Raw genomic sequence first — 25,132 nt, forward strand, 5'->3', positions numbered from 1 at the left:
GGCCTGATAGTCTCCGCCGGGAGTTTCTTTGCCCACTTTGTGCAATTGCGCATCAGAACGCAGTGTGCAGCCCCTGTTACGCTTAACTTTGGAGAATGACATGAGTGCTATTGTTGATATTATCGGTCGCGAAATCCTGGACTCGCGCGGTAACCCGACCGTCGAATGCGATGTGTTGCTGGAATCGGGCGTGATGGGCCGTGCGGCCGTGCCGTCGGGTGCCTCGACCGGTTCGCGCGAAGCCGTGGAATTGCGCGATGGCGACGCCAAGCGCTACTTCGGCAAGGGCGTGCTGCAAGCATGCGAAAACATCAATACCGAAATCTCCGAAGCCATCATGGGCCTGGACGCCAATGAGCAGGCTTTCCTGGACCGTACCCTGATCGACCTGGACGGCACGGAAAACAAATCGCGCCTGGGCGCCAACGCCATCCTGGCCGTCTCGATGGCTGTCGCCAAGGCTGCCGCTGAAGAAGCGGGCTTGCCGCTGTACCGCTATTTCGGCGGTTCGGGCGCCATGCAGATGCCAGTGCCGATGATGAACGTCATCAACGGCGGCGCACACGCCGACAACAACCTGGACATCCAGGAATTCATGATCATTCCCGTGGGCGCACCGTCGTTCAAGGAAGCCGTCCGCTACGGCGCGGAAGTATTCCACACGCTGAAAAAGATCCTGCACAAGAAGGGCCTGAACACCAACGTGGGCGACGAAGGCGGTTTCGCGCCATCGCTGGCCAACCATGAAGAAGCCATCAAGCTGATCATCCAGGCCATCGAAGAAGCGGGCTACGAGCCAGGTACGCAGATCGCCATCGGCCTCGATTGCGCCGCGTCCGAGTTCTACAAGAACGGCAAGTACGAAATGGAAGGCGAAGGCCTGAGCCTGACGGCCACCGAATTCACCAACCTGCTGGCGACCTGGTGCGACAAGTACCCGATCATCTCGATCGAAGACGCGATGCATGAAGGCGACTGGGACGGCTGGGCGATCCTGACGGCGGAACTGGGCAAGAAAGTGCAACTGGTCGGCGACGACCTGTACGTCACCAACACCAAGATCCTGAAAGAAGGCATCTCGAAAGGTATCGCCAACTCGATCCTGATCAAGATCAACCAGATCGGCACCCTGACGGAAACCTTCGCCGCCATCGAAATGGCCAAGCGCGCCGGTTACACGGCCGTCATTTCGCACCGCTCGGGCGAAACGGAAGACTCGACCATCGCCGATATCGCCGTTGCCACCAACGCCCTGCAGATCAAGACCGGCTCGATGTCGCGTTCGGACCGCATGGCCAAGTACAACCAGCTGCTGCGTATCGAGGAAGACCTGGGCGACATCGCCAGCTACCCTGGCCGCGATGCGTTCTATAATCTGAAGTAAGCTGATGTAAAACCCACTGGCCGGCCGGAGATGTTCCGGCCGGTTTTTTAACTGAATGCCCCATGCGCCTGATTACGCTCGCCCTGGCAGCCCTGCTGCTGTTGATACAATTTCCCCTCTGGCTGGGTAAAGGCGGCTGGCTGCGTGTTGCCGACATGGAAGCCCAAGTGGCGGTGGCCAACAAGAAGAACGTGGAATTGAAGGCGCGAAACGCCAAGCTTGAATCCGAAGTGCGCGACCTGAAAGATGGCACGGGCGCCGTCGAGGAGCGTGCCCGCTATGAGCTGGGCATGGTCAAACAGAATGAGATTTTCGTGCAGATCGTGCGCAAGGGCCAGACCCCGCCACTGCTGGAAACGCCGGTGGACGCTGCTGCGCCACATTAAGACAGTACTAACTTCCCACTTGCCAGCCTGGACCGATTGCCAGGCTGACATATCACATGACTACCTTGTACTTATTACCTTGTACTGCTGCACACGACTGGCCGCATGGCGCGGCGTGCTGCTACTGCCTTGCTGCTTGCTGATCAGAAACGGGCCTTGCCGGTCGTGATCAGGTAAAAATGGATGCCGGTGACCACGACGGCCACGGCGATCAATGCGGTTTCGAGAAACATCATAAAAATTCCTTGTTAATATTTAGTGAGCTAAAAAACGTCCAGGGCCAGGCGCCAAGCCGAAGACAGTACGTCAGTACGGCAAGGCGCAGGCAATGCCGCCATGAACGCTTTTTAACCGCGCGACGCCAGGAAGCGCAGTTCTGCGGCCAGATTCGGCATCAGCTTTTCGTAGCGGTTCGCTTCCGAGTTCAGCAGGGCGAAATCGCGCTTGCTTGGGCGCACATAGCGCTGTTCTTCATCGGTGACGCTGCTGGCGATGACTTCCTTCTGCGCCAGTTCGCTGTATGGCTTGGAAGCGAGCAGGGCGCCCAGGAAGGCGCGCGTGGCGCGGCCCAGGTTGCTGAAGTAATTGTTGTTGTCGTTGCTGTAGGTGTTGGTAAAAGTGGACATATGCCCTCCATGAATGGTCTGTTGTTGCATTGCACAATAATGGAGTTTGCGATATGCGTCCAATTTCAAATTCCAATTTCAGAAATTCAAGAAACGCATAATAAGGGCGTAGCCATCGGCCACGCCCTGAAAATGAATTTGTTACGAAATGTTTATCCTGCGGCGATGCGTCCCAGACCCGGATCGTCGCTGAAAAAGCCGTCGAGTCCCGTCTCGATATAGCGCCGCATTTCCGCCACGGAACCGGCCTCGTTGCGCGCATTCTCGCCATTGCCGTCGCGGAAGTCGGCCGCCAGGAAACGGTTTTCCGGACGGAAGGTCCACGTGTGCAGCAGCAAGCCCGCCTGGTGCGCATCGTCGACGATGGAAGAGGGCTTGGCCAGGCGCTGGTCGGCGCCCAATGGGATGACACCCCGCGTGGGCGGCGCCACCACATCCGCGTAGGCGGCGATGTCGCGCAGGCCGGCCGGCGTGATCATTTGCCCGAAGGTCAGCTTGCCGCCCGCCTTGGCCACGTCCATCGGGCGCACATCGCCGCCCACCACCAGCTGCATCAGGCGCACGTTGGCGCGCCGTCCCAGCTTTTCGCGCAAGTATTTCAGATTCGCCACTTCGAAGGACTGGATTTCGATCGGCGCGCGGCGCGTGTACTCGTGCGCCAGCATGGTCGACAGGAAACGGTCTTCCAGCGCCAGGCCCGCATCGCGGAAGTAGGTCGAGCTTTTCAGTTCCGGCACCAGGCCGATGATGCGCCCGCTGGCGGCCGATTGCGCTGCAACAAAATCGATGATTTCTTCCCACGTCGGGATCTGGAATTGTCCATCGTATAAGGTGTTGCCGGTGCGTACTTTCGGCAGCCGCTCGATGGCGCGCAGGGTTTTCAGCTCGGCCAGGGTGAAGTCGTCGACGAACCAGCCTTCGTGCCATTCGCCGTCGACCAGCTTCTTGCCGCGCCGGCTGGCGAACTCGGGACGGCGCGCCACATCGCTGGTGTCGACCAGGTTGCTTTCATGGCGCGCCACGAGGATGCCGTCGCGCGTGGCGACCAGGTCAGGCTCCACGTAGTCGGCGCCGTCGAGGATGGCCTTGGCGTAGGACGCCAGCGTGTGTTCAGGGCGCAGGGCGCTGGCGCCGCGGTGGGCGAAGACGAGCGGACGGGCCGGTTTTGTTTCCAGCAGGCCGGCCGCAAAGCCGGGCGCGGCGGCCAGGGCCAGGCCGCCGACGGCCGCCTGGACGAAGCTGCGGCGCGAAAAGTGACGCCGGGGAAGAGCGGGCGCGCGCATCAGAAATCCGCCGTCAAGGTCAGGAAGCCCTGGCGCGGGGCGATGGGGAAGGTGTTATACGTCTTGTCGGCCGCGCCCACCACCACGTTCAGCGAGCCTTCGCGGTTGGCCAGGTTGCTGATATTCACTCTCCAGCGCGGATTTTTCAGCCAGCCGGCCATGGCCGGCAGCTTGCCCGACACGCCCAGGCCCATCAGGAAATAGCTGGGCACGGACAGATCGTTGGTGTACGTCGCGTAGCGCTTGCCCACATAGTCTCCCGTCAGTTGCACTTCGATGTCGCCAAACGTGGCCGAGGCCACGAACTTGTTCAGCCACTCCGGCGAGCCCGGCACGTTCTTGCCCGCCGTCTGCACCAGCGCGGCGCCATTGTTGTAATTGTCCGCGTACTGCGAGCGGTTGTACGACAGGGCATTGTAGAACGAGAAATTGTTGCCAAAGTGGACGGTGCCCGCGATATCGATGCCGTCCGTGCGCACGCTGCCCACGTTGGCCAGCACGGGGTTGCCACCGATGATGGAGGAAATCACGGGCGTTGGGCTGATCTGCAGCAAGCGGTTGCTGAAATCGACGTGGTACACATTGACTTGGCCATCGATGGCCGTGATGGCGCCCAGGTTCAAGGCGTGGCTGCCGCGCACGCCCACTTCATAGGTGAGGGCCGTTTCCGGCTTGGCATCGCGCTTGAACAAATCAAACGCGGCCTGGCTCGACAAGCTCCACGGCGAGGCGCCGCCGCCGCCGTAGGTGACGAACTGGCGCATGTTCTTCTGGATATTGAAGTACAGCTGGTCTTGCGGCGTGAAATCCCAGCGCGCGCCCACTTGCGGCAAGAACCATTTTTTCGTATTGATGGTGCCGACCGGCAAGGCCGTCGAGCCGCCGGAAATGGCACCCTTGGCCGGTTGCACGGGGAATTGGCCATCGGCAAACTGCAGGCTGGACTTGAAACCGGCCTGCAGGGCGATATCGGGACGGATGCGCCACTCATCCTGCAAGTGCAACTGCACCACCTTGTTGTCGATCTCGCTGCCGTATTGCGTGATCAAGGGATTGCTGGGGCGGTCGTACGGCGAAGTCGGATTGTTGACGTCCAGCGCATACCAGCGGCGGTAGGCGGACGAGCGGTTCTGTTCCAGCCACAGGCCCGCTTCCAGCTGATGCTCGCCGATTTCCTTGCGCAGCGTGGAAATGAAGCCGCCGCGCTTGATGTCGTATTCCGTCGTGCGCACGGCGTAGCCCGAGTTGCCGAAGACTTCCTTCAGGTTCTGCTTCGGGTAGTACACGCTGAACAGGCCCGGCAAGCCGGCCACGCCGATGGGGCCGGCCACCACGCCCGCGCCGTCATCCTTGTGGTAATACACCTGGTTCGACCATGTCATGCCTTCGGACAAATTGGCGTCGAACTTGGCGTAGGCCAGGTAATCGGTGCGCTGCGCATCGCTGTAGTAATTGCGGTAATTGTTGCCGTCGGCGGCAGGCGTCGCGCCCGTCGGCGACAGGTAATTGAGGGCCGCCTTGAAATCCGGATACAGGAAGGGACGCGTGTACGGCGAGCTCGTTTCTCCGGCCACGTGCACGGTGCTGTCTTCGTTCGGTTCGATCTTGTCCGAGTAATTGAAGAACAGGGTCAGCTTGCCCGCCTCGCTGCGGTTGACGTACTTGGCGTTGAACTGGTCGCCGCCCTGGCGCGCATCGAAGTCCCAGGCGCGCGCTTCGTGGTGCAGGATGGAAAAATAGGCGCTGCTGCCGTCGCCGAAGGCGCCCGTGTCGTAGCGGGCAAACGTGCGCGAGGTACGGTGGCTGCCCACCGTTTGCTGCACGCTGGCGCCCTGCGTGGCCAGCGGGTCGCTGGAATAGGTTTCGATGGTGCCGCCCAGGTTGCTGGTCGAGGCCGTGGCCAGGTCGCCCGCGCCCGAGGACAGCACCACGCTGCGCACGTTTTCGCTGATCACGGCGCGCTGCGGCGACAGGCCGTTGTAGTTGCCGTACTGCTGGTCGCCCAGCGGCACGCCATCCATGGTGTAGCCTAGTTGTTGGCCGGAAAAGCCATGCACGAACAGCGACAGGTTCTGCTCGTTGTTGCCCCATGGATCGGCCGTCTGGAAGCTGACGCCGGGCAAGGTTTGCAAGGCTTTCAGGGGATTCGTGCCGGGCAAGATCTTCTGGATTTCACTCTTGCTCAGGGCGACGGAAGAACGCGTCTTGCGCGAGGAAATCTCCACGGTGGTGATCGGGGCATTGTCTTCGGCAGCCGGGGCAGCAGCGGCCATGTCGGTGGCGGCGGACGCCACGGCGGCGGCGACGGCCGTTTGCGCCAGGGCCGGCAAGGATAAGCCAGCGGCGCAAGCGCCCAGCAACACGTGAAAGGAATGGCGGCGCAGGGCCAGCGTCAAGTGGGTGGTCATCATCAGCCTGTGGAAAGTGGGAAGTAATACAAGCTGCGCAGCGTAACGGCGGCGCGTGACGGGCTGATGACGAACTGATGACGGGAAAATGACAGTAGAAATAATTGCGCCGCCTGAGGGGCGGCGCGGGGATTATTACAATTAGTTAATGCTGGCGGCTGGCGGGATGAGCACTTCGGCCGGCGCATCCGTGATGAACAGTTGCGCGCAATCGACCTTGTCGAACTCGTAGTGCTGGCCGCAGAAATCGCAGTTCACGCCCACCTGGCCCACTTCTTCCAGGGTGCTGTTGACTTCTTCCTCGCCCAGCATCTTGAGCATATTGCCCACTTTTTCGCGCGTGCAAGTGCAATGGAAGCTCGGGTGCAGCGGGTCGAAGACGCGGATCGTTTCTTCCCAGAACAAGCGCTGCATCAGGGTATCGATGTCCGTCGACAGGATTTCCGCCTCTTTCAGGGTCGACGCCAGCATCACGGCGCGGTTCCACGTGTCCAGCGCATCTTCTTCCGACACGGGCGTCGCTTCGGCCTTGCCGCCATGGTGGGGCAGTTTTTGCAGCAGCAGGCCGCGTGAGACGGTGTCGTCCGTGGCCAGCCACAGGCGCGTGTCGAGCTGTTCCGAGCGCAACATGTAGTTTTCGATCACGGTGGCCATGTCGTCGCCGTCGAGCGGCACGATGCCCTGGTACGGTTGCTGGCCCGGCACCTTGTCGGCCGGGTCCAGGGTGATGATGAAGCGGCCCTTGCCCGTGGCGTTGAGCAGTTGCGGCACGGTGGCCACATCGGGAATGGCTGCATCCGGGTCCAGCTTGGCCGTGGCGCGCAGGCGCAGGTCGGAATCGCACTCGACCACCATCAGGCGCACGGGACCGTCACCGTGGATCTGCATGATGATGGAGCCGTTGAATTTCAGGTTGGCCGACAGCAGGGCGGCGGCGGCCACCATTTCGCCCAGCACTTTTTTCACGGCCGTCGGGTAGGCGTGGCGCGAGACCACTTCCTGCCAGGTGCCGGAAACGTCGATGAACTGGCCGCGCACGGCGGCGTTGTCGAAAATAAATTTTTGCAGGGTATCCTGGCCGGTAAGGGCTGCGCTGACTGCGCCCGTGGTTTCAGTCGTCATTCTTTTATCCAATCTTCTTGAGTTGCGTATTAAATAGCTGGCCGCGTTGCACATAGTTCACGGCGTTGCCTTGTAGCCTGGTGATATCGTCTGCCGTCAGGGCCCTCACGGCTTTCGCCGGTGAGCCGATGATCAGCATATTGTCGGGAAATTCCTTGCCTTCCGTGACCAGCGCGCCCGCGCCGACCAGGCAGTTCTTGCCGATCTTCGCGCCGTTCAGGATCACGGCCTGGATGCCGACCAGGGCGCCATCGCCGATCGTGCAGCCATGCAACATTGCCTGGTGGCCGATGGTGACGTTCCGGCCGATGTCGAGCGGGTAGCCCGGATCCGTATGCAGCACGGCGCCTTCCTGCACATTGCTGTTGGCGCCCACGGTGATGCGTTCGTTGTCGCCGCGAATCGTGGCGCCGAACCATACGGACGTATTCGCTTCCAGGGTCACCTTGCCGATCACATTGGCCGTGTCGGCAACAAAAGCGGAAGCATCAATCAGCGGCGCATCGGCGCCCAATTGGTAGAGTGTCATCGTTAGCCTGTGGCGGTGGTGGAAGCGCCGGGCACGGCCGGACGCGGAAGTTTTGCGCTATTTTACGCTGTTGCAGGGCAAGTCCGAGCGCCGGGCGTTAATCCGGTATAATTATCGAACGGTCGTACTTTTATACGCGCCCTATCTACAGACACAGCATGTGGCGCCATCTGCGCCACTTTCAAGGCAGGCATCCGATGAAACCCATGAAACTTTCCCGTTCCGAATTCATCAACATCCGCGGCGCACGCACGCATGTGCGCCACTGGGGCCGCGAAGGCGCACCCATCCTGTTCATGGTGCATGGCTGGATGGACGTGGCCGCCTCGTTCCAGTTCGTCGTCGACGAGTTGCAAGGCGACTGGCATGTGATCGCGCCCGACTGGCGCGGCTTTGGCCTCAGCGACTACACGCAATCGGATACTTACTGGTTCCCCGACTACCTGGCCGACCTGGACGCCATGCTGCTGCACTATTCGCCGGACGCACCCGTCAACCTGCTGGGCCACAGCATGGGCGCCAACGTGGCCGGCCTGTACGCGGGCGTGCGGCCCGAGCGCATCAGCCGCTTCATCAATCTGGAAGGCTTCGGCATGATGGCCACCAAGCCGGAGCAGGCGCCGGGCCGCTACGCCAAGTGGCTGGACGAATTGCGCGAGCCGCCCGCCATGCGCAGCTATCCCACGCAACAGGCCGTGGCCGGGCGTCTGCAAAAGACCAATCCGCGCCTGCCGGACGAGCGCGCGGCTTTTCTCGCCGAACACTGGTCGGCGCAGAATGAGGCGGGAGAGTGGGACATCATGGGCGACCCGCAGCACAAGCGCGTCAATCCCATCCTGTACCAGGTGGAAGAGGTGATGGCCTGCTGGCGCCGCATCACGGCGCCCGTGCTGTGGGTGGAGGCCGATGACACGAATATGTGGCAATGGATGGGGCCCAAGGAGCAGGCGCGCGTCGAGATCGACCGGCGTTTGGCCTGCATCAAGGATGTGCGCTGCGAGCTGATGCTGGACGCGGGCCACATGCTGCATCATGACCAGCCGCAGGCACTGGCACGGCTGGTGGAAGCCTTTTTGGCCTGATGTGTGTCGGGAACGCTGCAGCGCTATTTGACAAGCAGCGTACAATGAAAACTTCTTCCATGCTGAGCCCGTGCAGGGTATTGTTTTCACATGCTTAAAGTCGACCTGCATTGTCATTCGAATATCTCCGACGGCGTGCTGTCCCCCGCCGCCGTGGCTGCGCACGCACGCAAGGCGGGCGTCGACGTGTGGGCGCTGACGGACCACGATGAAGTGTCCGGCATTGCCGCCGCGCGCACGGCCGCGCTGGACCTGGGCATGCGCTTCGTGGCGGGCGTGGAAATTTCCATTACGTGGGCCGGCGAAACCGTGCACATCGTCGGCTTGCAAGTCGATGAAAACAATCCGGGTCTGGTGCAGGGCTTGCACCAGACGCGTTCCGGGCGCGACGCGCGCGGCCGCGAAATCGCCCGCCAGCTGGACCTGGCCGGCATCCCCGATGCCTATGAAGGGGCCTTGAAGTTCGTCGGCAACCCAGACCTGATGTCGCGCACGCACTTTGCCCGCTACATCGTGGAAACGGGCAAATGTGCGAACATTCCCGACGTGTTCAAGAAATACCTGTCGGAAGGCAAGCCGGGCTACGTCGAGCACCGCTGGGCTACCCTGGCCGAAGCGGTGGGCTGGATACGCGGCGCGGGCGGCGTGGCCGTCATCGCCCATCCGGGCCGCTACCGCTTCAGCGACATGGCGCAAGGCGTGCTGTTCGATGAATTCAAACAACTCGGCGGCGTGGCCATCGAAGTCGTCACGGGCAGCCACAGTCCGGACCAGTATCCGGAATACGCGCAGCTGGCCAACGCCTACGGCTTCCTCGCCTCGCGCGGCACGGATTTCCATGCGCCGGGCGAGTCGCGCGTGGATTTTGCCATGCTGCCGCCTTTGCCAGCCAACGTCACCCCGATCTGGCACGACTGGTTTTAGCTGACAGCCAGGCAAATCTGCTGCGCGGCGCGCTTTGCGGCCGGCGATGCTCACCGTACTCCAGTACGGTTGCGCTTCTCGGCCACAAATCACTGCCGCTCGCGACGATTTTCCTGGCTGCCGATGCGCCGTCGTGTCGCTGCTTGAAATCTGCGTTAGCGTGCATATCTTTTTGTTATTCTTGTTATACATAGTCATCCGGAGCCATCGCCCATGAAACGTATCGTCCTTTTTATCGCAACCAACCTGGCCGTGATGCTGGTGCTGTCGCTCGTGCTCAGTTTGCTGGGCGTGGGCAATCCGGCACGCGGCAGCACCCTGAACCTGGGCAGCCTGCTGGTGTTTTCGCTGGTGGTGGGCTTCACGGGTTCGATCTTTTCATTGTTGATCAGCAAGCCCATGGCCAAGTGGAGCACGGGCGCGCGCGTCATCGACAACCCGACTTCGTCGACGGAATTGTGGCTGGTCAATACCGTGCGCGCCTTATCCGAGCGGGCCGGCATCGGCATGCCGGAAGTGGCCGTGTACGAGGGCGACGCGAATGCGTTTGCCACGGGCGCCTTCAAGAATTCCGCGCTGGTGGCCGTCTCCACCGGTTTGCTGCAAAGCATGAACCGCGATGAAGTCGAAGCCGTACTGGGCCATGAAATCGCCCACGTGGCAAATGGCGACATGGTGACCCTGACCCTGATCCAGGGCGTGGTAAATACCTTCGTCGTCTTCATGGCCCGCGTGGTGGGTTTCTTTGTCGATAACGTGCTGTTGAAAAATAACAACCGCGAAGGCGGCGGACGCGGCATCGGTTACTTTGTGACCGTGATGGTGTGCGAAGTGATCTTCGGCTTGCTCGCTTCCATCATCGTGGCCTGGTTCTCGCGCCAGCGCGAATTCCGCGCCGACGCCGGTTCCGCCAAGCTGCTGGGCAGCCCTACGCCGATGATGCACGCGCTGGCCCGCCTGGGCGGCGTGCCGCCGGGCGAGCTGCCGCAATCGATGCAGGCGCTGGGCATCAGCGGCGGCAATGGCGGCTGGGGCGCGCTGTTCGCCACCCATCCGCCCCTCGAACAACGCATCGCCGCACTGCGCGGCGTACAATAATGCTAACTTAACAAGCTGGTTCGCCAGAACGCTTACACATGAGTCAATTTTTCCAGATTCACCCTGACAATCCGCAAATGCGCCTGATCAAGCAGGCGGCGCAGATCATCCAGTCCGGCGGCGTCGTGGCCTTGCCGACCGATTCCTGCTACGCGCTGGTGTGCCAGCTCGACGACAAGGGTGCCGTCGAGCGCCTGCGCCGCATCCGTGGCGTGGATGAAAAGCACCATTTAACCTTGCTGTGCCGCGACTTGAGCGAGCTGGGCGTGTATGCCCGCGTGGACAACCGCCAGTTCCGCCTGCTCAAGGCGGCCACGCCGGGCGCCTACACTTTCATCCTGGAAGCGACGAAGGAAGTGCCGCGCCGCCTCAGCCATCCTTCGCGCAAGACCATCGGCCTGCGCGTGCCGCAGCACCGCATCGTGCAATGCCTGCTGGAAGAGCTGGGCCAGCCGCTGCTGGGCGCGACATTGACCCTGCCCGGCGATGAAGACAGCCTGACGGACGCCGACACGATCCGCGAACGGCTGGAAAAACTGGTCGACCTGATCATCGATGGCGGCGTCTGCGCGCATGGCCCCAGCACCGTGATCGACCTGACGGGAGCGGAGCCGGAAGTGGTGCGCGTGGGACGCGGCGACCCGGCCGTGCTGGGTTTGTAGGAGATTGCATTTACCTATCTTTACAACACCTGACAAAACCGTAGCGAGCGGAAGGGAGTTGTGGCTAAGAAGCACAGTGAGCATCGCAGGCCGCAAATCGCGACGCGCAGTAGGTTTTGGCAGGTGTTCTTAATGACAACGTAAGAAAGGGGCTGGGACGCCTCTGGTAGAATCGCGGTCATGAGCGATTTCAATACGATAGTCCAGACCGTTGCGGTCTACCTGGTGCCGGTGCTGTTTGCCATTTCCCTGCATGAGGCGGCGCATGGCTATGCCGCCCGTTATTTCGGTGATCCCACGGCCTCGAACGAAGGCCGGCTGAGCCTCAATCCCATCCGGCATATCGACCCTTTCGGCACGATCTTGCTGCCCCTGATGCTGTATTTCACGATCCAGGTGCCGTTCGGATATGCCAAGCCGGTGCCTGTCGATTTCAGCCGCCTGCGCAATCCGAAGAAGCAGATGGCCTGGGTGGCGTTTGCCGGTCCTGGCGCCAATTTCGTCATGGGCCTGGGCTGGATGATCGCTTTTGTCGTGCTCAGCGTGATGCCGCCGACGGAAATGGGCATGTTTTTCCGCAAGATGGCGGGCGCCGGCGTCAGCGTGAATGCGGCCATGTTTGTCTTTAACCTGATTCCCGTGCCGCCCCTCGATGGCGGACGCATCATGACGGGCTTGCTGCCGATGCAGCTGGCGCGTCCTTACGCCAGTATCGAGCGCTACAGCCTGTATGTCTTCGGCGCCCTGGTGCTGCTGATGTACACGGGCGTATTGAACCGCGCCTTGCTGGCGGCGATCGAATTTGTCATTGGCATTTTTGTCACCCTGGTCACGCCCCTGACGGCCCTGTTGACTTGATGCAAGCAACTGGATGGACGCAAATAATTGATGGAAGTACCGATGCAAGTAACTGAACCAATTTTAGAAACCGAAGCGATTTCCGGCTGGCTGCGCCGCTGGGCGCCCCTGATCCCCGGCGGCGAAGTGCTGGACCTGGCCTGCGGCGCGGGCCGCCACGCGCGTCACCTGGTGAGCCTGGGCCATCCCGTGATCGCGCTCGACCATGATCCGGAAATGCTGGAAAAGGCGGCCGGCGCGGGCATCACCACGTCGCTGGTGGACCTGGAAGGGCCGGGCGCCGTATGGCCCTTCGCCCCCGGCCGTTTTGCCGGCATCGTCGTCACCAATTACCTGCACCGGCCCCTGCTGGAAGCCATGATTGCCAGCCTGGCGCCCGATGGCGTGCTGCTGTATGAAACGTTTGCTGAAGGCAATGAGCAGTTCGGCAAGCCGTCGAATCCGAAGTTCCTGCTGAAGGAAGGCGAAATGCTGACCTGGGCGGTCCAGCACGGCTTGCGTGTGGTAGCGTATGAGGATGGGCGCGTGGAACAGCCAAAAGCTGCTCTGGTGCAACGAATTTGTGCCGTCCGGCCGGATTTTCCACGGTTGGCAGCCCTGCTGCCGACGTTTTGAGCGGCCATACTATGTCAGAATGCACCACAGGCGCGGGCTATCCGCTACAATCGTTGTTTTATTTATCGGCGCTATAAACTTACTATGATCAAGGGCAGCATTGTAGCAATCGTCACCCCGATGCACGCAGACGGCAGTCTGGACTTTCCAGGCCTGCGCAAGCTGATCGACTGGCATATCGCCGAGGGTACGGACGGCATCGTCATCGTTGGCACGACGGGCGAATCGGCAACAGTCAGCGTGGAAGAACACTGCGAACTGATCCAGTTGACCGTCGAACATGCCAAGGGACGCATTCCTATCATCGCCGGCGCCGGAGGCAACTCCACGGCCGAGGCCATCAAACTGACGCGCTACGCGAAAGAAGCGGGCGCCGATGCTGTCTTGCAAGTGGTACCGTACTACAACCGTCCTACCCAGGAAGGCATGTACCAGCACTTCAAGGCCATCGCCGAAGCCGTCGACATCCCCGTCATCCTGTACAACGTGCCTGGCCGCACGGTTGCCGACATGAGCAACGAAACCATCGTGCGCCTGTCCGCCATCCCGAATATCGTTGGCGTGAAAGATGCGACCGGCAATATCGGCCGCGGCATCGATCTGCTGCGCCTCGTGCCGGCCGACTTCGCCGTGTACTCGGGCGATGATCCGACCGCCATGGCACTGATGTTCTGCGGCGGCCACGGCAATATCTCCGTGACGGCCAACGTCGCGCCGCGCGCCATGCACGACATGTGCGTCGCGGCCATGGCGGGCGCGCGCGCCACGGCGATTGCCATCAATAACAAAGTTTTTCCTTTGCACCAGAAATTGTTTGTCGAGCCCAATCCGGTGCCCGTCAAATGGGCGCTGGCCGAAATGGGCCTGATGCCAGCCGGCATACGCTTGCCACTGGTGCCGCTGGCTGAGAATTGCCATGCCACCGTGCGCGATGCCTTGCGCGACGCTGGCATCCTGTCTTAAGCCGAACTTCAAGCCCGGACTCGACCAGTCCGGACCTTCCCTGATTCCAGCTGCTACTTAGCTTCTTATCCAGTTACGACATGACTAATTGCAAGAAAACCAAATCGGCGCCTGCCACCATCGCCGTCCGCGGCATCGTCATCGGCGCCGTCGCAGCCAGCCTCGCGGGCTGTGGCATGATCAGTTCGGTAGTCGGCGGCGACAAGGTCGACTACAAGTCGGTCAAGAAAGCCGGCACCCTGGACGTGCCGCCTGATCTGACGCAATTGCAGCAGGACAACCGTTATTCCTTGCCGGATTCGAAAAATGGCGTGGCCACGGCTTCCGGCTACAACGCGCAGCGCAACGCCACGGCCGGTACGCCCGTCGTCGTGGGCGCCGACGGCGTGGTGGGCGTCGTGCCGGTCACGGCAGGCGGCGTGAAGGTCGAGCGCGCGGGCAACCAGCGCTGGCTGGTCGTCAAGCAGTCGCCTGAAGTGCTGTGGCCGCAGCTCAAGCAATTCTGGGAAGATTCGGGCTTTACCATTGCCATCGACCAGCCGACGGCTGGCATCATGGAAACAGAGTGGAACGAAAACCGCGCCAAGATCCCGCAGGACTTTATTCGCAGCACCATCGGCAAGGCTTTCGACGGCCTGTATTCGAGCGGTGAAAAAGACAAATACCGTACCCGCGTGGAGCGCCTGGCCGATGGTTCGACCGAGATCTACATCAGCCACCGTGGCGTGGAAGAGGTTGTCACGGGCCGCGACAAGGAAACCACCACCTGGACCGCGCGTCCCAACGATCCGGGCCTGGAAGCGCAATTCCTTGCCAAGCTGATGACGCGCCTGGGCGCGGCCAGCGACGATGCGCAGGCGAAGACGGCTGTCGATGCCGCCATCGTGCAGCCGCAGCACGCCAAGCTGGTGGGCGACGCCGCCACGCCGGCGCGCGCCATCGAAGTCGATGAAAGTTTCGACCGCGCCTGGCGCCGCGTCGGCCTGGCACTGGACCGCGTTGGCTTCACCGTGGAAGACCGCGACCGCACGCAAGGCACGTATTTCGTGCGTTACGTCGATCCGGATGCCGTCAAGAAAGATGGCTTCTTCTCGAAACTGTTCAGCTGGGGCTCGTCGTCCGACAAGGACAAGGGCGCGCAGCGCTACCGCGTTCTGGTCAAGGCAGGCAATGGCTCGACCAGCCTGGTCAGCATCCTCAGCAACGAAGGCCAGCCGGATGTCTCGCCAGTGGCAGAGAAGATCCTGGGTCTGCTGAACGACCAGTTGAAATAAGTTCGCTGAGTGGCGGCTATCAAAAGCTGTCACACATCATAAAAAAGGCTGGTCCGGTGCAAACCGGGTCAGCCTTTTTATTTTGGGTATGCAATAGGTGTTTGCGACGCCCAGCAAAACCGTGGCGAGCGACAGTGATTGGTGGCCAAGAAGCGTAACCGTACTTTAGTACGGGGGCGCCGAGCCGGTGAACATCGCAGGCCGCAAAGCGCGGCGCGCAGCAGGTTTGCTTGGGCGTTTGCCCAATAAAAAAGCCGGCCCGAAGGCCGGCTTTCTTTAGTGCAGGGTGCTAAATTACTTAGCAGCCGATGCAGCAGCCGAAGCAGCCGAAGCAGCGTCGGTAGCGGCCGAAGCGGCAGCCGAAGCAGCAGCAGCAGCGTCGGTAGCGGCCGAAGCAGCAGCGTCAGCAGCAGCAGCTGGAGCAGCTTCAACTGCTGGTGCTGGTGCTGGGGTTTCAACTACTGGTGCTGGTGCAGGAGCTTCTTCTTTTTTGCTGCAAGCAGCCAGAGCAACAACCATCAGGGAGGCGATCAGCAGGGATTTTTTCATTTGTTTTCCTTAATTATTTCAAAAAATAAATCAATATTGTTGCGATGAATAATTACCGGTAATTATCGCTCGTTAGGTCGTCTTCGAAGGCTTTTCGTACCAGGTGGTGCCTGCCAGACAACGGAAACTTCCTAACCGAATATTATAGCGATTTTTGGTGCGTCGCAATAGGAGCAAGAGGCAAATTCGCAACTATTTTGTGATATCGCAATATTTGCCGAAGCAAATTGCAAGCAAGTGTAAGCGATTTGCGAAAGCGCGACAAAACGATATAAAAATAATATGTTTTATTGCGCTAGCGCAGATGCCGATACTCCCCCTGCTGTAATACCACTTTTACTACGCTGCACCCATTCAAGCCAGTTCGATCCAGCCATCCTGATACCAGGTATATAAGGCATCCATCACGTCATCGGAAGCCTGGGCTACGGCTGTGCCATCGAGGGCGCGTTCGTTGGCCAGGGTTTCCAGGGCCGTTTTATCGGCCTTGCCAATGGCAAACGATTCGCCATTGATGAAGACATTCTTGCCACGATACAGCATCAGGGTCTTGCGCGACAACACGACACCCTTTTTCTGTGCGGCGTCCGCGAAGCGGCCCACCGTCAGCGGCTTGGACAGCGGCGTGAAAAATACATTGTGCTTCGGTTCCGACAGGTGTTCACCGAGGAAAATGGTCACATCTTCTTCCGTGAAGCGCACCTTGTTCATTTCTTCCGTGATGGTGCTGAGCATTTCACGGGGGATCTCCGCCGGCTTGCCCGACGCCTTCAGGTCCGGATCGCTATAGATGCCCGGCAAGTCGATCGAGTCGGCCATGAATTGCAGGAAGGCTTCGCCCAGTTCCTGGAACGATGGCGAGCGGAAGCCGATCGAATACGTCTGGCAGTCGCCGATGGCCACGCCGTCGTGCGCGTAGTGGGGCGGCAGGTACAGCATGTCGCCCGGTTCCAGCGTGAATTCTTCGTCGGGCGTGAAGTTGCTGAGGATTTTCAGCTGCAAGCCGTCGATCAGGCTCAGGTCTTTCTGCGCGCCGATGCGCCAATGGCGCTTGCCCTGGCCTTGCAGCAGGAACACGTCATACGAATCGAAATGCGGGCCCACGCCGCCGCCATCGGTGGCGAAGCTGACCATCAGGTCGTCCAGGCGCGCGTCCGGCAGGAAACGGAACTGGCGCAGCAGGGCGTCAGCCTTGGCGCTGTGCAAGTTGGCGCCCTGTACCAGCAAGGTCCATTCCTTCTGTTTCAGCGAGGGCAGGCTGGTCAATGGACCTTGCTGCATGTTCCAGTGGCCATCCGCATGGCTGACCAGGCGCGATTCGACGTGGTCCAGGGTAGCCAGCTCGGCCAGGGCCTTGAAATCGAACAGTGCCTTGAAACCAGGCACGGCTTGACGGATCAACAAGGGTTTTTTATGCCAGTAGTCGCGCAGGAATTGCGCCGGCGTGATATCGCCGAGGAGAGTTAATTTTTTCATGCGCCCATTATAACAACCGGAAATGCAGGAATGCGCCTGCCGTTGGCAGCGTGAAGGTATAATTTGCCAGCTTATACAATGAAAGGAAGCATAATGAAGATTGCCAAAAATACGGTCGTGACTGTCAACTACAAACTGTCAGACGCGCAAGACAATCTGATCGAAGACGGCCGTCAGCCTATGGTCTACCTGCACGGTGATTATGAAAACACCCTGCCGAAGATCGAAGAAGAGCTCGACGGCAAGGAAGTTGGCTATTCCAACACGATCCAGATCGAACCGGATGATGCTTTCGGTGAATACGATCCAGCCCTGGTGAAGGTCGAGCCGCGCAATCGCCTGCCTGAGCCGCTGGAAGTGGGCATGCAGTTCGAAGGCATGCCGGAAAGCGACTCGCCGGACGAAGAAGCGATGATCTTCACGGTCACCGATATCGCCGACGACAAGGTTGTGCTGGACGGTAACCATCCTCTGGCCGGCATCGCGCTGCGCTTCTCGCTGACCGTCGCTGACGTGCGCGCAGCCACCGACGAAGAAATCGCCCATGGCCACGTGCATGGCGCACACGGCCATGACCATGGCGATGAAGATGATGAAGGCGAAGAGGGCGATCACTTCCGCACCCACCCTATTCATTAACACCTGACCAAACCTGCTGCGCGCAGCGGGGCGCGGCCGGCGATGCTCACCGTACTCTAGTACGGTTGCGCTTCTCGGTCACGCCGCGCAGCTGCTCGCTACGGTTTTGTCAGGCGTCGTGACGTCTGTTGGGCGTGACGCTGCTTGAATGAAAACAGGCCGGCTACATGCCGGCCTGTTTGCTTATGCGCTAACGGCGCACAGTCGACGCCCTGGCCCTGGCTTGCGCCGATGGCCTGACGGCGCGTTGACGCACCTCAAAGAAGGGCGTCTTGCCTGGCCGTACGGCGATGGCGGCCCAGTCGTTGTTGATGCTGACGTGGCCCAGGTTGCCTTTCCAGCTGATCTTCGGCCCGCCTGTTTTGGCTGCGGCTTTTTTGGTTTTCCCCTCCTTGCCATCCGTGTCGCCATCGCGCTGCGTATCGACCAATAACACCTTGCCGCTGAACTTCTTCGCCAGTGTGCGGATCTGCTTGCGCGGTCCGGCAAAGCCGTCCTGTTTCGAACTAAAGCTGGGCAGCAGCGAATTGTCGTCTTCATCGAGCACGCCCGCGTCGCCATCGGAAAACAGCACGATGCCGTCGAGCTGCTTGCGCTGCGCCATGGCGAACAGGCGCTGCAGCCAGGAGCGGTTGGCGACCAGGCGGTCTTCGAATTCGCTGTTGCGTCCCGCTTCTGGCAAGAAATGGTTGTTGTTCGCGGGCAGGTTGACGGTAGCAAACAGCACGCCGCCGTATTCCCAGTGGGCGTTTTCCGCATAGCTGCGGAACTTCGCCGTCGACGACAGCCGCGACAGGGTCAGCTTGCGCTGGCCCAGGCTCTGATCATCGGCAAAATACACGTCGCGCAGGCGGTTCAGGCGTTCGATGGCGTTGACCCTGCCGCGCGAATTGCGGCAGTTGGCCCAGTCGCTGGCCGACAGCGAGACGATCAGCGGCGGTCCGCTGGCGTCCAGCAAATCCTTGCGCTGGCCATACAGCTTGTCGCTGCACGATTCGCTGGCGGCCTTGATGCCGGTGGCCACGACGAACGAGGCATTGAAGGCGCTGGTGTCGGCGATGGCTTTTTTCAGGGGGCCATCGTCCGGCCCCGCGTTGAAGGAATGGCCCAGCACGGCAAACTCGAAGCCGGCCTGGTCGCCCGGGGCGGCCAGCGCCGCTTGCCATGGCAGGCTGGCAGCCAGCAAGCCGGCGGCCAGCAGGCGTATCGAGCTGCGCCGGCAGGTCATGCGGCGGCCAGCCGTTTCAGCTGGTACAGCTGTTCCAGCGCATCGCGCGGCGTGAGCGCATCGGGATCGAGGTCGGCGATGGCATCGAGCAAGGCTTGCTGCGCCGCGTTCAGCGCGGCCAGCGGCGCCGCCGCTTCCTCTTCTTCCTCCTGTGCATACGGATCGGCTGCCGGTGCGGCGAACAGGTCGCGCTGCGGCGTGGCGTCGAGCGCCTGCGCTTCCAGGCGCGCCAGGTGCTTGCGCGCCGCCTTGATCACGGGCTGCGGCACGCCAGCCAGTTGCGCCACCTGCAAGCCATAGCTTTGCGAGGCGGGACCGGCTTGCACGGCGTGCAGGAAGACGATGCTGTCCTTGTGCTCGACGGCAGACAGATGCACGTTGGCGGCGCTCGGGTGGCTGTCCGGCAGTTGCGTCAGCTCAAAGTAATGCGTGGCGAACAGGGTGAAGCTGCGGCTCGTATCGATCAGATGGCGCGCGATGGCCCAGGCCAGGGCCAGGCCGTCGAAGGTCGAGGTGCCGCGGCCCACTTCATCCATCAGCACCAGCGAGTGCTCGGTGGCGCCGTTCAAAATCGCCGCCGATTCCGTCATTTCCACCATGAAGGTCGAGCGTCCGCCCGCCAGGTCGTCGGTGGCACCGATACGCGTGAAGATGCGGTCGATGGGGCCGATGGTGGCGGAAGCGGCCGGCACGTAGCTGCCCACGTAGGCCAGCAGGGTGATCAGGGCCACCTGGCGCATGAAGGTCGATTTACCGCCCATGTTCGGACCGGTAATCAGCAGCAAACGGCGCTCGTTGACGAAGCGGCAATCGTTGGCGATGAAGCGTTCGATCTGCTTTTCCACCACGGGGTGGCGGCCTTCGACGATGTTGATGCACGGTTCCTCGACCAGTTGCGGCGCGGCCCAGTTGTGTTGCTGCGCATGTTCCGTCAGCGCATTCAGGGTGTCGAGCTGGGCCAGGCCTTGCGAAATGGTCTGCAAAGTCCCAATGTGCGGCGCCAGGTCGGCCAGCAGCAGGTCGTACAGCAGCTTTTCGCGCACCAGCGCCTTGTCTTGCGCAGACAGGGCCTTGTCTTCGAACACCTTGAGTTCCGGCGTGATGTAGCGCTCGGCGTTTTTCAAGGTCTGGCGGCGGCGATAGTCGTCCGGCACCTTGTCCGTCTGGCCGTGCGTGACTTCGATGTAGAAGCCGTGCACCTTGTTGTATTCCACGCGCAGGTTGGCGATGCCCGTGCGCGCCCGTTCGCGCGTTTCCAGGTCGAGCAGGAACTGGCCCGCGTTTTCCGACAGTGCACGCAATTCGTCGAGTTCGGCGTCGAAACCGGTGGCGAAGACGCCGCCGTCGCGCACCATCGCGGCCGGCTCCTGCGCCACGGCGCGCACCAGCAAGTCCAGGCAGGCGGTTGGCGTGGCCAAGGCCGTATGGATGGCGGCCAGCAAACCGGTTTCGCCGCCCTGGCCGCATTGTTCACCCCTATAGCAACGGACCACGTCGCCGCGCAGGGCCGGCAGTTGCAGCAAGCCGTCGCGCAGGGCGGCCAGGTCGCGCGGACGCGCCGACAGCAGCGCGATGCGCGTGGTGATGCGTTCGATGTCGGGCACTTGCGCCAGGGTGGCAGCGAGCGGACCGGCCGCTTCGCTTTGCGCCAGCGCGGCGATGGCTTCATGGCGCGCGCGCGCCACGTTCTGGTCGCGCCGCGCATGGTGCAGCCAGTGGCGCAGCATGCGCGAGCCCATGGCCGTGCGGCAATGATCCAGCAAGGAGAACAAGGTCGGCGATTCCTGGCCGCGGATGGTTTCCGTCAGTTCCAGGTTGCGGCGCGTGGCCGCGTCCAGTCCGATGAATTCGCTTTCCGTTTCCGTCGTCAGGGAGCGCACGTGCTGCAAGCCGCGTCCCTGCGTCGACTGTGCATAGCGCAGCAGCGCGCCGGCCGCGCCAAATGCGGCGCCGAGGCCATCGGCGCCAAAGCCCGTCAGGGTCGCCACGCCCAGTTGATCGAGCAGGGCCTTGTGGCCGCCCACCACGTCGAAATGCCAGTCCGGCACGCGGTTGATGTGCGTGCCCGCGTAGTCGTCGAACAGGTTGCCATTGTCGCCGCTCAAGATTTCAGCCGGCACGATGCGTTCCAGTTCCTGCTGCAATCGTACGGCCACGGTGCCGCTGTCGCCGGAAAACTCCATCAGCTTCAAGGCGCCGCTGGCCAGCGATAGCCAGGCCAGGCCAGTGGTGACCGTCTTGCGCTGCGTGATGCTGCACATGGCCAGCAGCGGGCGCTCGGCCTTCTCTGGCAGCAAGTCCGCATCCGTCAGGGTACCGGGCGTGACGACGCGCATGACCTTGCGTTCGACGGGACCCTTGCTGGTGGCCGGGTCGCCGATCTGCTCGCAAATGGCCACCGACTCGCCCAGCTTGACCAGCTTGGCCAGGTAGCCGTCCAGCGAATGAAACGGCACGCCGCACATTTTAATCGGGTTGCCACTGGCCACGCCGCGCGCCGTCAGGGTAATGCCCAGCAGGCGCGAGGCTTTCTCCGCATCCTCGAAAAACAGCTCGTAGAAATCGCCCATGCGGTAGAAAACCAACATCGTCGGGTGGTTTTCCTTGATACCCAGATATTGCTGCATCATTGGAGTAAGCTTTTCAGCCGAATTTTTCTTTGCCGCGGCGGCGTTGATTTCTTTTGGGACGGTGGTCATGTGTTCTTTGTCGTTGGTCCGGCGGCCGGAAAATGCGTGCCTGCCGGGCTGTGGGTGGTGCTGTGTGCGTTCAAGGCCGCGCCAGGGGGCGGAGCTTGGCTTCAAGGCCGTCATTTTACCGCTTTCGGCGGGCGGGGCGGCGTATTGCGTGCGGATGTGAAAAAGCCGCGCCGGTGTGGGGGCCTGGGAGTTGACTATGCTGTGCTCAACGGAGAGCGTGACGACACGGATCGTGTCTGGATGGCAGAACTGACCCTGGCCCCGGTGAGTGCCTGTAGGTAGCCTGTGTTTACCGATGCGTTTTTGGCTGGTGGGTCCCGCCATGCTGGCATATGGCGGGACAAGGAGTTTTACCAGTCGGTATTGCCGCCAACTGAGCTTTCCGGGTCGAAGGAAAAAACGCGTAGCTCTGGTTGAACGCCTTCGCCGCGCATGATGCGCACTGTCATGACGAAAGACAATTCCCAGCGGCCGCTTGCATATCCCACATCCAGATTGTGCTTCCATTCCTGGCGGATGCGGTGCAGGGCCGGCAGTTCCGGTTCGCCCAGTATTTGCTGGATTTCGAAGTCCAGCGGCAAGCTATAAGTGGCGCCTACGGCTTGCAGGAAGGGCGAAGGCGGCGAGTAGATGGTTGCTACTTTCGGGCCGATCTGTGTCAGCTGCGGCACGCTGATGATGCAGCAGTCGACGATCTGGAACGAGGTGAAGCCGCTTTCCTTGGAGCCGCAGCAGGTGACGTCGAGATAGACATGCTGGCCTTTCTGGAAGTGCACGCCGCCCATGTAGGGGCCGTGACGTGGATCGGCCGTACCATCGCACGAGGTGAAGCTGTAGTCGAGTTGATTGGTGATCTGATCTGCGTCAAAATGCACGGACAATTTCATCCAAGGGCTTACATAGGTCATTTTTTATCGTTTCTTTCTATATCAAGTAATTGCTGGTAGCGAGTATCTCGCCGAAGATTCAACAGATCGGGTGTGGATTCGATCAGATTGATAGGGTAGCCACGCTTGATCGCCTGCGTCAGGGCGGTGAATGCTTCAGCTCGATTTCCTATGAGTTCATAGGTCAAGGCGGCGCGAAAATGGATATCGGGCGCCTCGGGCGCCAGCGTGACAGCCTGTTTCACATGAGCTAGGGCTGACTGTTTGATATTTGCGTAAGCGCAATACAATGCCATCCTGGAGTTGAATGTGGGATCATGGGGCAGGCGTTTCAGCAGCGGCGTCAATAGTTCGATGGCCCGTTCGTAGGAGCGCTGCGATGCTTTCGCCTGGGCCGGCACCCAGCGCTGGGCATCGGCCAGATTTGCCCACAGCCAATAGTTACCGGGATTTCCCTTATTGTCGGAAACGGCATTCTCGAATGCCTGGACGGCACCCGAATAGTCGCCCTTGGCAAATAGCGATGTCCCCAAATTAGTGTATAGCTCCCAGTCAGGACGTACCTGCAATCCCTGCTGCAATACTTGCAATGCTTCATCTGGACGATTCTGGCGTAGCAGGACGGCGTTCAGCTGGGCATAGGAGCCGGGCGTTTGCGGATCCATTTTGATGCTTTTGCGAAAAGCATGCTCGGCAGCCATATAGTTAGCCTGCTTGTAGTACATGGCGCCAAGCTGAGATATGAAGAGACGCTCCTGTGGATAGGTCGCAATGGCATGTTCCAACAAAGCCTGTGCTTGCTCAAATCTTTGTGCATGGATCAACAGGCGCACTTTCCCATACAGCGCCATGACATTGTTGGGTTCCAGGTTCAGGGCCGCGTTGGCCAGTTGCATGGCTTCGGCGCGTTTTCCTTGAAATTCCAGGACCCAGGCTTGCGCCACATGGGCGAGTGCAAGTTGATTGTCCGCTGCTAATGCCAATTTGGCACTGATATCTGCACGCTGCAGCCAGGTGGGATCGCGGCCATTGCCGATGTAGCGCAGGCCGGATGCCAGCGACAAACCGGCGGCCGCCGCTGAATGGTTTGGAGTATGTGTCAGAACCTTGGTAAATTCCTGGATGGCTAGTTGCTGGTTGGTGTCTCGATCAAACACCCGCAACGCCTCCATCCCCGCCGCCATGCTGGCCATTTCCGAATATGGCGCGGGCGCCTTTTCGCCTGTGACGAACGATTTGACGGCAGGAACAATATTGGGCAACTGCCATCCTGCCAGCACGGCCAGCAGTGCCACGCCCGCGCCCCATTTCAGGGTGCGCTTGCGGGGCAGGGGCAGGCGGATGGAGACGCTGGCGGGCGGCTCTTCCTTCGCAGGCGGCTCGTCGGCCAGGGGCGCAGCCAAGGTGAGCGGTTCGCCGCGCTGCGCGCCTAGCGCCTCGCGCACGGCGCGCATGGTGCGTGGCCGTTCCGCCGGGGCGTGCGCCGTCATCGCGCGCACGAGGGCGTTGATGGCGGGTGGGACGGAGTCGGGCAGGTCGGGCCACGGCTGCGTCGCCTGCATGTGGGCGGCGGCCAGGGCCAGGCCGTTCAGGTGGGCGAAGTGGCGCTGGCCGGCCAGCATTTCGTACAGCATGGCGCCCAGGGCATACACGTCGCCACGCGTGTCGGGCAGGCGGCCCATCAGGCGCTCGGGCGCCATGTAGGCGATAGTGCCCTGCAAGTCGCACAGGGTGGTCGTTTGCGTTGCTTGCGGGTCGATGTGCCGGGCCAGGCCGAAGTCGAGGATGCGCACCTTGCCGTTTGCCTCCAGCATCAGGTTCGATGGTTTCAGATCGCCGTGCACGAGGTCCATGGCGTGCGCCTCGTCCATGGCGTCGGCGATCTGGTAGGCGATGTCGAGCGCGGCTTGCAGGTCAGCCTTGCCGCTGTGCATGAACTGGCCCAAGGTCTGGCCTTCGACCAGTTCCATGACGATGGACTGGCTCGTGCCCTGGCCTTCGATGGCGAAAATGCGCACGAAGGCGGCATGCTTGAGCGAGGCGGCCAGGCGCGCTTCATTGATGAGTTTTTCCGGATGCAGCACGTCGGCTTGCGGTTTCAGGCGTTTCAGCGCCACGCTGCGGCACAGCTTGGCATCCCAGGCTTCGAATACATGGCCGAAACCGCCTTCGCCCAGCAAGCGGCGCACTTCATAGTGCCCGCTGATCGTGTCGTCTTGCAGTGGGGGCTGACGCAGGGAGTCGAGCAGTTCCATATACCTTGGCTTCAGAGTGCATCAACGTGGGCTTCCAGCATCGAAAAGGGTAATGCGATGTTTGAATGCTCAAGATGATTGATTTTGAGTAACTTCCTGATTTAAAACGATTGTTTAAAATAAGTCAATTAATATTGGCAAGGAGTGAACAAAAGTTGCTGGTCGAGGCCTTGGCGCATTTCTGC

22 protein-coding genes are annotated in these 25,132 nt (G+C 61.1%); 11 read left to right on the top strand and 11 right to left on the bottom strand.

What is annotated here, in order from left to right; genetic code table 11:
• Positions 1-100: 100 nt before the first annotated feature.
• Together eno and ftsB are read left to right on the top strand one after the other, a co-directional pair.
• On the top strand, positions 101-1,384 hold the full coding sequence (gene eno, locus IGS58_RS05365; RefSeq protein WP_034750709.1) for a phosphopyruvate hydratase: 1,284 nt from the start codon (positions 101-103) through the stop codon (positions 1,382-1,384).
• A gap of 62 nt (positions 1,385-1,446) precedes the next feature.
• Complete coding sequence (gene ftsB / locus IGS58_RS05370; RefSeq protein WP_010400534.1) at positions 1,447-1,770, top strand: cell division protein FtsB; 324 nt, start codon at positions 1,447-1,449, stop codon at positions 1,768-1,770.
• 347 nt (positions 1,771-2,117) lie between these two features.
• Here ftsB and IGS58_RS05375 read toward each other — a convergent pair whose 3' ends face one another.
• The 5 genes from IGS58_RS05375 to IGS58_RS05395 form a co-directional block, all read right to left on the bottom strand.
• Positions 2,118-2,396, bottom strand: coding sequence for a hypothetical protein (locus tag IGS58_RS05375; protein WP_099394404.1), 279 nt, complete (start codon positions 2,394-2,396; stop codon positions 2,118-2,120).
• A gap of 152 nt (positions 2,397-2,548) precedes the next feature.
• Positions 2,549-3,679 (bottom strand): glycerophosphodiester phosphodiesterase, encoded by a 1,131-nt coding sequence (locus IGS58_RS05380; protein ID WP_230520821.1) that lies wholly within the window; start codon positions 3,677-3,679, stop codon positions 2,549-2,551.
• Entirely contained in the window at positions 3,679-6,090 is a 2,412-nt protein-coding gene (locus IGS58_RS05385; RefSeq protein WP_230520822.1) for a TonB-dependent receptor, read from the bottom strand. Before IGS58_RS05385 ends, IGS58_RS05380 begins: the two co-directional genes overlap by 1 nt.
• Before the next feature lie 138 nt (positions 6,091-6,228).
• A complete protein-coding gene (gene hslO, locus IGS58_RS05390; protein ID WP_070260365.1) occupies positions 6,229-7,209 on the bottom strand; it encodes an Hsp33 family molecular chaperone HslO in 981 nt (326 codons plus the stop codon).
• Positions 7,210-7,213: 4 nt separating this feature from the next.
• The gene (locus IGS58_RS05395) at positions 7,214-7,738 is read right to left on the bottom strand and encodes a gamma carbonic anhydrase family protein (protein ID WP_070260363.1); all 525 of its coding nucleotides are present in this window, start codon (positions 7,736-7,738) and stop codon (positions 7,214-7,216) included.
• A gap of 206 nt (positions 7,739-7,944) precedes the next feature.
• On the opposite strand from IGS58_RS05395, the gene IGS58_RS05400 reads away from it, so the two are divergent.
• The 8 genes from IGS58_RS05400 to bamC all read left to right on the top strand — a co-directional run bounded on the left by IGS58_RS05400 (position 7,945) and on the right by bamC (position 15,214).
• Positions 7,945-8,820: an alpha/beta fold hydrolase gene (locus IGS58_RS05400; protein ID WP_230520823.1), complete on the top strand. Its 876-nt coding sequence runs from the start codon at positions 7,945-7,947 to the stop codon at positions 8,818-8,820.
• 90 nt (positions 8,821-8,910) lie between these two features.
• A complete protein-coding gene (locus IGS58_RS05405; protein WP_151096656.1) occupies positions 8,911-9,744 on the top strand; it encodes a 3',5'-nucleoside bisphosphate phosphatase in 834 nt (277 codons plus the stop codon).
• Positions 9,745-9,957: 213 nt separating this feature from the next.
• Positions 9,958-10,842 carry a protease HtpX gene (htpX, locus tag IGS58_RS05410; RefSeq protein ID WP_035821167.1) on the top strand — a complete coding sequence of 295 codons (885 nt, stop codon included), beginning with the start codon at positions 9,958-9,960 and terminating at the stop codon, positions 10,840-10,842.
• A 38-nt stretch (positions 10,843-10,880) separates the two neighbouring features.
• Positions 10,881-11,504, top strand: a complete 624-nt coding sequence (locus IGS58_RS05415) for an L-threonylcarbamoyladenylate synthase (protein WP_034783341.1) — start codon at positions 10,881-10,883, stop codon at positions 11,502-11,504.
• Positions 11,505-11,684: 180 nt separating this feature from the next.
• Positions 11,685-12,362, top strand: a complete 678-nt coding sequence (locus tag IGS58_RS05420) for a site-2 protease family protein (RefSeq protein ID WP_034783349.1) — start codon at positions 11,685-11,687, stop codon at positions 12,360-12,362.
• Between the two features lie 42 nt (positions 12,363-12,404).
• Positions 12,405-12,977, top strand: coding sequence for a class I SAM-dependent methyltransferase (locus IGS58_RS05425; protein ID WP_230520824.1), 573 nt, complete (start codon positions 12,405-12,407; stop codon positions 12,975-12,977).
• Between the two features lie 84 nt (positions 12,978-13,061).
• Entirely contained in the window at positions 13,062-13,940 is an 879-nt protein-coding gene (gene dapA, locus IGS58_RS05430; RefSeq protein WP_230520825.1) for a 4-hydroxy-tetrahydrodipicolinate synthase, read from the top strand.
• A gap of 80 nt (positions 13,941-14,020) precedes the next feature.
• Positions 14,021-15,214, top strand: coding sequence for an outer membrane protein assembly factor BamC (gene bamC, locus IGS58_RS05435; protein ID WP_070260356.1), 1,194 nt, complete (start codon positions 14,021-14,023; stop codon positions 15,212-15,214).
• A 294-nt stretch (positions 15,215-15,508) separates the two neighbouring features.
• On the opposite strand, the gene IGS58_RS05440 is transcribed toward bamC, so the two are convergent.
• A complete protein-coding gene (locus tag IGS58_RS05440) occupies positions 15,509-15,763 on the bottom strand; it encodes a hypothetical protein (protein ID WP_034783358.1) in 255 nt (84 codons plus the stop codon).
• Positions 15,764-16,117: 354 nt separating this feature from the next.
• Positions 16,118-17,239, bottom strand: coding sequence for a cupin domain-containing protein (locus tag IGS58_RS05445; protein WP_230520826.1), 1,122 nt, complete (start codon positions 17,237-17,239; stop codon positions 16,118-16,120).
• A gap of 93 nt (positions 17,240-17,332) precedes the next feature.
• On the opposite strand from IGS58_RS05445, the gene IGS58_RS05450 reads away from it, so the two are divergent.
• Positions 17,333-17,878: an FKBP-type peptidyl-prolyl cis-trans isomerase gene (locus IGS58_RS05450; protein ID WP_034783360.1), complete on the top strand. Its 546-nt coding sequence runs from the start codon at positions 17,333-17,335 to the stop codon at positions 17,876-17,878.
• A gap of 190 nt (positions 17,879-18,068) precedes the next feature.
• Here IGS58_RS05450 and IGS58_RS05455 read toward each other — a convergent pair whose 3' ends face one another.
• From IGS58_RS05455 to IGS58_RS05470, 4 genes are all read right to left on the bottom strand, one after another.
• On the bottom strand, positions 18,069-19,106 hold the full coding sequence (locus IGS58_RS05455; RefSeq protein ID WP_070260354.1) for a hypothetical protein: 1,038 nt from the start codon (positions 19,104-19,106) through the stop codon (positions 18,069-18,071).
• Positions 19,103-21,805 carry a DNA mismatch repair protein MutS gene (gene mutS, locus IGS58_RS05460; protein ID WP_230520827.1) on the bottom strand — a complete coding sequence of 901 codons (2,703 nt, stop codon included), beginning with the start codon at positions 21,803-21,805 and terminating at the stop codon, positions 19,103-19,105. Before mutS ends, IGS58_RS05455 begins: the two co-directional genes overlap by 4 nt.
• Before the next feature lie 350 nt (positions 21,806-22,155).
• Positions 22,156-22,692, bottom strand: coding sequence for a hypothetical protein (locus tag IGS58_RS05465; protein WP_070260350.1), 537 nt, complete (start codon positions 22,690-22,692; stop codon positions 22,156-22,158).
• A 17-nt stretch (positions 22,693-22,709) separates the two neighbouring features.
• On the bottom strand, positions 22,710-24,947 hold the full coding sequence (locus IGS58_RS05470) for a serine/threonine-protein kinase (protein WP_230520828.1): 2,238 nt from the start codon (positions 24,945-24,947) through the stop codon (positions 22,710-22,712).
• Between the last annotated feature and the right edge of the window lie 185 nt (positions 24,948-25,132).

The organism is Janthinobacterium sp. EB271-G4-7A, from assembly GCF_020858075.1.
Taxonomy (GTDB): Bacteria; Pseudomonadota; Gammaproteobacteria; order Burkholderiales; family Burkholderiaceae_D; genus Janthinobacterium; species Janthinobacterium lividum.

Excerpts from the sequence above, each read along its gene's own strand:
- eno (WP_034750709.1), top strand. The coding sequence starts at position 101 with ATGAGTGCTATTGTTGATATTATCGGTCGCGAAATCCTGGACTCGCGC.
- ftsB (WP_010400534.1), top strand. The coding sequence starts at position 1,447 with ATGCGCCTGATTACGCTCGCCCTGGCAGCCCTGCTGCTGTTGATACAA.
- IGS58_RS05375 (WP_099394404.1), bottom strand. The coding sequence starts at position 2,396 with ATGTCCACTTTTACCAACACCTACAGCAACGACAACAACAATTACTTC.
- IGS58_RS05380 (WP_230520821.1), bottom strand. The coding sequence starts at position 3,679 with ATGCGCGCGCCCGCTCTTCCCCGGCGTCACTTTTCGCGCCGCAGCTTC.
- IGS58_RS05385 (WP_230520822.1), bottom strand. The coding sequence starts at position 6,090 with ATGATGACCACCCACTTGACGCTGGCCCTGCGCCGCCATTCCTTTCAC.
- hslO (WP_070260365.1), bottom strand. The coding sequence starts at position 7,209 with ATGACGACTGAAACCACGGGCGCAGTCAGCGCAGCCCTTACCGGCCAG.
- IGS58_RS05395 (WP_070260363.1), bottom strand. The coding sequence starts at position 7,738 with ATGACACTCTACCAATTGGGCGCCGATGCGCCGCTGATTGATGCTTCC.
- IGS58_RS05400 (WP_230520823.1), top strand. The coding sequence starts at position 7,945 with ATGAAACTTTCCCGTTCCGAATTCATCAACATCCGCGGCGCACGCACG.
- IGS58_RS05405 (WP_151096656.1), top strand. The coding sequence starts at position 8,911 with ATGCTTAAAGTCGACCTGCATTGTCATTCGAATATCTCCGACGGCGTG.
- htpX (WP_035821167.1), top strand. The coding sequence starts at position 9,958 with ATGAAACGTATCGTCCTTTTTATCGCAACCAACCTGGCCGTGATGCTG.
- IGS58_RS05415 (WP_034783341.1), top strand. The coding sequence starts at position 10,881 with ATGAGTCAATTTTTCCAGATTCACCCTGACAATCCGCAAATGCGCCTG.
- IGS58_RS05420 (WP_034783349.1), top strand. The coding sequence starts at position 11,685 with ATGAGCGATTTCAATACGATAGTCCAGACCGTTGCGGTCTACCTGGTG.
- IGS58_RS05425 (WP_230520824.1), top strand. The coding sequence starts at position 12,405 with ATGCAAGTAACTGAACCAATTTTAGAAACCGAAGCGATTTCCGGCTGG.
- dapA (WP_230520825.1), top strand. The coding sequence starts at position 13,062 with ATGATCAAGGGCAGCATTGTAGCAATCGTCACCCCGATGCACGCAGAC.
- bamC (WP_070260356.1), top strand. The coding sequence starts at position 14,021 with ATGACTAATTGCAAGAAAACCAAATCGGCGCCTGCCACCATCGCCGTC.
- IGS58_RS05440 (WP_034783358.1), bottom strand. The coding sequence starts at position 15,763 with ATGAAAAAATCCCTGCTGATCGCCTCCCTGATGGTTGTTGCTCTGGCT.
- IGS58_RS05445 (WP_230520826.1), bottom strand. The coding sequence starts at position 17,239 with ATGAAAAAATTAACTCTCCTCGGCGATATCACGCCGGCGCAATTCCTG.
- IGS58_RS05450 (WP_034783360.1), top strand. The coding sequence starts at position 17,333 with ATGAAGATTGCCAAAAATACGGTCGTGACTGTCAACTACAAACTGTCA.
- IGS58_RS05455 (WP_070260354.1), bottom strand. The coding sequence starts at position 19,106 with ATGACCTGCCGGCGCAGCTCGATACGCCTGCTGGCCGCCGGCTTGCTG.
- mutS (WP_230520827.1), bottom strand. The coding sequence starts at position 21,805 with ATGACCACCGTCCCAAAAGAAATCAACGCCGCCGCGGCAAAGAAAAAT.
- IGS58_RS05465 (WP_070260350.1), bottom strand. The coding sequence starts at position 22,692 with ATGAAATTGTCCGTGCATTTTGACGCAGATCAGATCACCAATCAACTC.
- IGS58_RS05470 (WP_230520828.1), bottom strand. The coding sequence starts at position 24,947 with ATGGAACTGCTCGACTCCCTGCGTCAGCCCCCACTGCAAGACGACACG.